The 4,293-nt window shown below is 41.4% G+C and carries 5 protein-coding genes and 2 pseudogenes; 3 read left to right on the top strand and 4 right to left on the bottom strand.

Annotated elements, in window-relative coordinates; all coding sequences use genetic code 11:
* Positions 1 to 120: 120 nt before the first annotated feature.
* Positions 121 to 789: a lipoyl(octanoyl) transferase LipB gene (lipB, locus tag EWV68_RS05125; protein WP_002757819.1), complete on the bottom strand. Its 669-nt coding sequence runs from the start codon at positions 787 to 789 to the stop codon at positions 121 to 123.
* Between the two features lie 75 nt (positions 790 to 864).
* On the opposite strand from lipB, the pseudogene EWV68_RS05120 reads away from it, so the two are divergent.
* A pseudogene (locus EWV68_RS05120) lies at positions 865 to 1,065 on the top strand (DUF2887 domain-containing protein); the annotation flags it as partial.
* Between the two features lie 45 nt (positions 1,066 to 1,110).
* Positions 1,111 to 1,362: pseudogene (locus tag EWV68_RS05115) on the top strand (DUF29 domain-containing protein); the annotation flags it as partial.
* Positions 1,363 to 1,415: 53 nt separating this feature from the next.
* Here the strand turns inward: EWV68_RS05115 and EWV68_RS05110 are convergent.
* The 3 genes from EWV68_RS05110 to EWV68_RS05100 are packed head-to-tail and all read right to left on the bottom strand — an operon-like array spanning position 1,416 to position 3,735.
* The gene (locus EWV68_RS05110) at positions 1,416 to 2,750 is read right to left on the bottom strand and encodes a flotillin family protein (RefSeq protein ID WP_061432976.1); all 1,335 of its coding nucleotides are present in this window, start codon (positions 2,748 to 2,750) and stop codon (positions 1,416 to 1,418) included.
* Positions 2,751 to 2,778: 28 nt separating this feature from the next.
* Entirely contained in the window at positions 2,779 to 3,120 is a 342-nt protein-coding gene (locus EWV68_RS05105; protein WP_061432977.1) for a hypothetical protein, read from the bottom strand.
* 48 nt (positions 3,121 to 3,168) lie between these two features.
* Positions 3,169 to 3,735 carry a hypothetical protein gene (locus tag EWV68_RS05100; protein ID WP_002784990.1) on the bottom strand — a complete coding sequence of 189 codons (567 nt, stop codon included), beginning with the start codon at positions 3,733 to 3,735 and terminating at the stop codon, positions 3,169 to 3,171.
* 167 nt (positions 3,736 to 3,902) lie between these two features.
* On the opposite strand from EWV68_RS05100, the gene EWV68_RS21820 reads away from it, so the two are divergent.
* Positions 3,903 to 4,085: a hypothetical protein gene (locus EWV68_RS21820; RefSeq protein ID WP_061432978.1), complete on the top strand. Its 183-nt coding sequence runs from the start codon at positions 3,903 to 3,905 to the stop codon at positions 4,083 to 4,085.
* The last annotated feature ends 208 nt before the right edge of the window (positions 4,086 to 4,293 follow it).

The raw sequence follows: 4,293 nt of genomic DNA, 5'->3' as shown, positions 1-4,293 counted from the left end.
AAGACCAGAACAGAGTAAATCTGTTAAGGCAGGTGCGAAAAATCCTTCGGGACCCCAAGCAGAAACCTAAATCGTGAGGTTTGGGAATCACCGTCCGTTTACGGCGGTGAGGATGTCAAGTTAATCCTTGTCAAGAGAAAATAATTCCACACCGAAAACTGAGGCGAAAACTCTCGATAAATCTTGCTGTACTTGCATAAGACTAATATTAGGCAGAAACTGCCGTAAACTGCCCACGGGTTTATTAGCAATCCCACAGGGAATAATCTCGGCAAAACCGCTTAAATCTGGACAAACATTGATGGCAAAACCATGATAGGTAATCCAATGACTAACTTTAATACCGATCGCCGCTATTTTATACCCTTCTACCCATACCCCCGTCAGGCCCGCGATTCTTTCCCCCGACAATCCATAAATAGCGATAGTTTGCAGGATGACTTCTTCCAATTGTCGCAAATACCAGTGTAAATCCTGCCGATAATAGCGCAAATTGAGGATCGGATAGCCCACTAACTGCCCCGGACAGTGATAGGTGACTTCGCCTCCTCGCTCGATTCTGTACACTTCTTTGTCGGTTTTGTCAAGATTAAATTTAATAAACTTAATATCTGAACCAGTACCGAGGGTGTAAACGGGGGGATGTTCCAGCAGCAGCAGCACATCGGGTAAGTCAGGATTAGCAATTCTCGCCTCCACCAGCGATCGCTGGTGCGACCAAGCGAGAGAATAGGGAGTAATTGCCTGAATTTTTAGCCCACAGAGACGAGGCATTTTTTGAGCATTCATCGAGAGATGTGATTGTTCAAATTATTTAAGAAATGTGGAAGATCACCAAGGAAAATTAAAAGAAGGGAAGAATAGATGTTGGGGAGAATAATAAGCACTAATCTAAAGTTATCCCATCTATCATCTCTTGGGATCAGTATCCTCCAGTTTATCCTCATCGGCGCCAAAAAAGCACCAAAACAAGTTCAATCCTTGATTGAGCAAACCCACCAACAGGTTGTTGACCCTAACAATCAAAGAAATGTTATCGAGTTAATCGAGAAGATTATTATCTACAAATTTACTCACCATGGCACTGCTCTAAGATGGAGACAATCAATTATGCTAGGTGTTCACGCATTAAAACAACTCTATGAGATTGATGACTCTCAATGGCTAGGAGAAACCATTAGCCTACTCAGAAATCATCAATTTCAACAGCTAGACTTAGAACATTTAATCGAGGAATTAGAGGATTTGGGCAAAGAAAAGAAAAATGCTGTAGCCAGTCTTTTAGAACAGGTTATCCGCCATTTATTATTCCTGCAATACTGGAGCAAGGAAGCAGAATATAAGACAATTTATTGGCAGGAATAAATCGATAACTTCCGTACTCAATAAAATCAGGCTAGTATGTTTTCTGACTGCTATTTTTCAATTTTATTGGTGAGAGTTCCGACCACATCAATACCGAGGGTTTGATGGACACTGGCGAGGAATTGATTGACGATTTCGGGATAGACTTTAATCAGGGTAGCGAGGGATTTCCCATCACCATTATCAACAATATTAACTCGCTCGAGGTGTAAGCGTTTAGGAATTTTGATCGCTTCTTCTAGGATAGTTTCTAACTGTTGAATCAAGAAAATTGCTGATGCTTCGCTGCCGGTGTTTTGCCAAACTTCCGCGAATAATTCGTTAACCAAGGCTTCAGCTTTGGCATTTTCTTCAAAAATTGCCGCTTCTCCTCTAGCGCGGAAAGTTTCGGCTTCCTGCTGCGCTTCTGCGGGTAAAACTTGATCTGCTTGGAGACGTAATCTTTCTAATTCTGCTCTGACCTGTTGCAATTTTTCTTCAACTATAGCACGTTTTTCCTTAGCGGCGGCGATAGTTATTTCTTCTTCCGATTTTGCCTGTTGTTCCAGTTTTGCCTTTAACTTTCTCAATTCGTTTTCTTGCTCTAAAATGATAATTTGATCGCGGGTTTTAGCTACGGTTGCCTGTTCCTCACATTCCGCAACTATTTGTTCAGCTTCATTGAGTGCATTTGATTCGGCAATTTCAGCATCACGCATGACTAAAGCGATTCTTTCCCGTCCGAGGGAGTTAAGATAATCCACGTCATCGGCAACATTTTGAATTTTGAGAGTATCAATTTCTAAACCGAGTTTAAACAGGTCTTGACTGACGTTACTGGTAATACTTTCGGCAAATTTTAGGCGATCTTCGTTCACTTGTTCGGGGGTCATTGTTGCGACTACACCCCGCAAGTTTCCTTCTAAAGTTTCTTTAGCTACGCGAATAATTTCTTCTCGATCTCGATCTAAAAAACGTTCGATCGCATTGCCGACTATTTCAGGTTTAGAACTAACTTTTACGTTAGCAATTGCCACTATATTCAGGGGAATATTGCCCTTAGAATAGGCATTTTTAATCTCAATTCTGATCGGGGTTGTGGTGACATCCATGCGTTTAACGGTTTCTAAAATTGGAATACGAATCGCCCGACCCCCCGATATCACTCGATAACCTGCATCTTGTCTATCTTTTGATTTGCGTTTCATCCCACTCAGGATGACTACTTCATTGGGTTTGCAAATACACAAAAAAGCATTGATAAACCAAATCGCACCAATCCCCAGAAATATCAATAAAGCAATGGGAACACTATTCAATAATAAATTGCCAGCACTATTGTTATTATTGTTGTCGTATTGATTGGGATTGATTTGGATGAGATAGGAATTATTTTGACTATTCATAGTTAGTTACCCTTTGGTCTAGAAGAAATTACAAATCGCCTCTGATATACTTTTCCGCAATGACTAAAACTTTATTGTCCTGGAAATTGAGGATAAATGCTTGATCCCCGACATTAAATTGTTCTTCCCCTTCCGTTATCGCTACTATATCGATCAGACTATCCCCGACATTAACTCGCACTTTCCCCTTGCTATTTTTATCGAAGGGGATTTGAACAACTCCGATTAAACCGATGAGAGAGTGATGATCGACAATACTATTTACCTGTTGGTTGCAGCGTCTTAACTTGACTAAAATCAGGAGTAGAATGGCCAAACCAATACCTACCCCTAAAGAAATTAAAACGATTGTGAGCAGTTGAGCATTCATAGTTTAGTTATTTACCGTTATGGTTGCCCCCAATCTAATTACTGTTAACTAATTCGAGACTTCGGCCATTTCAATCACGCGATCAGCATTATCTTTGACCAAAAAATTTAAAGGTTTATTGCGACGAACTTTATACTTTAAGCGTCGTGATTCCACCCGCATCAGAATTTGTTCTAAACAATCGTGATCAAAACAAACGTGACGATGACGATCCTTATAACCCGCGGTTGCTCCAGCAACGATGTGCAGTTGGGTATTTTTCTTTAACTGATACCATAAACCCTGGGGTTGATCTCCCAAAGAAGGGTTGGCAGTAGTCACAGCCGGATTACTAGACATATAAAATGGGTCAATCATATTATTGCCCATCGTCTGCTCATAATTGTAATAGTAATGGAGGGGAACATCGGCCGTGGGTAAATTTAAAAGTCCTTCATAAAATTGTCGGGCTGTCTCCAAATCTGTCACCATGATTGTATGAACTTTTGGGGCGCTGGTTAGAAACATCCACATGGCTAAAGCATAAGCGGCCAGAAGCATAACCATAATCCCCTGGGTGGACAGGAGAGTATCAAGGGGTAGGAAAGCGCCGAAGAAAAGATGATTTATCAACACTGATGTGATCCTATTGCCTAAGAATTTCTATCATTCCCTAATTATAATCACGACGCTGAAACTTAAGTGAACAGGGTGGGGAGTTACCGAGTTCTGTACATTTGTATTAAAATGCTCCCTACCCAGTTTAAATAGGGTTTGCTGAAAAAGCTTTTCCTGGGGGCAGGGTGTGGGGTGTGGGGTGTGGGGTGTGGGGTTTTATCGATTTTCAGGTGGTCAACTACCTAATTTTCAGGGAAAAAGTCCAGGAAATTTCCCCCCGATCCCCGCAATGGCTGGCACTTTTTGAGGGGAAAAAAGTCCAAAAGTCTTATCCAACAAGGTTTTTAGATTTATTCAGCAGACCCTAAATACAGTACAATTTACCTCAAATTCTCCCCCTGGGATGAATAAATGATGAGATGATGACATTGCGGACGGAAATATGAGGAGTTAGCGGAGTTGACATCCTCGCCGCCCTAAAAGTGCGGCGATTCCTAAACCTCACGATTTAAGTTTCTGCTTCCACCACCGTCGCATACCACAGTTAAAAAACCATGTACTGTCTTACACAGAGTC

The organism is Microcystis sp. M_QC_C_20170808_M9Col, from assembly GCF_007095495.1.
GTDB classification, from domain to species: domain Bacteria; phylum Cyanobacteriota; class Cyanobacteriia; order Cyanobacteriales; family Microcystaceae; genus Microcystis; species Microcystis aeruginosa.
The sequence above is the reverse complement of the archived record's forward strand: the minus strand, read 5'-3'. Positions and strand labels throughout refer to the sequence as shown.

Bases quoted from the DNA above. Each gene is read 5' to 3' on its own strand.
- lipB (WP_002757819.1), bottom strand. From the start codon at position 789: ATGAATGCTCAAAAAATGCCTCGTCTCTGTGGGCTAAAAATTCAGGCA.
- EWV68_RS05105 (WP_061432977.1), bottom strand. From the start codon at position 3,120: ATGAATGCTCAACTGCTCACAATCGTTTTAATTTCTTTAGGGGTAGGT.
- EWV68_RS05110 (WP_061432976.1), bottom strand. From the start codon at position 2,750: ATGAATAGTCAAAATAATTCCTATCTCATCCAAATCAATCCCAATCAA.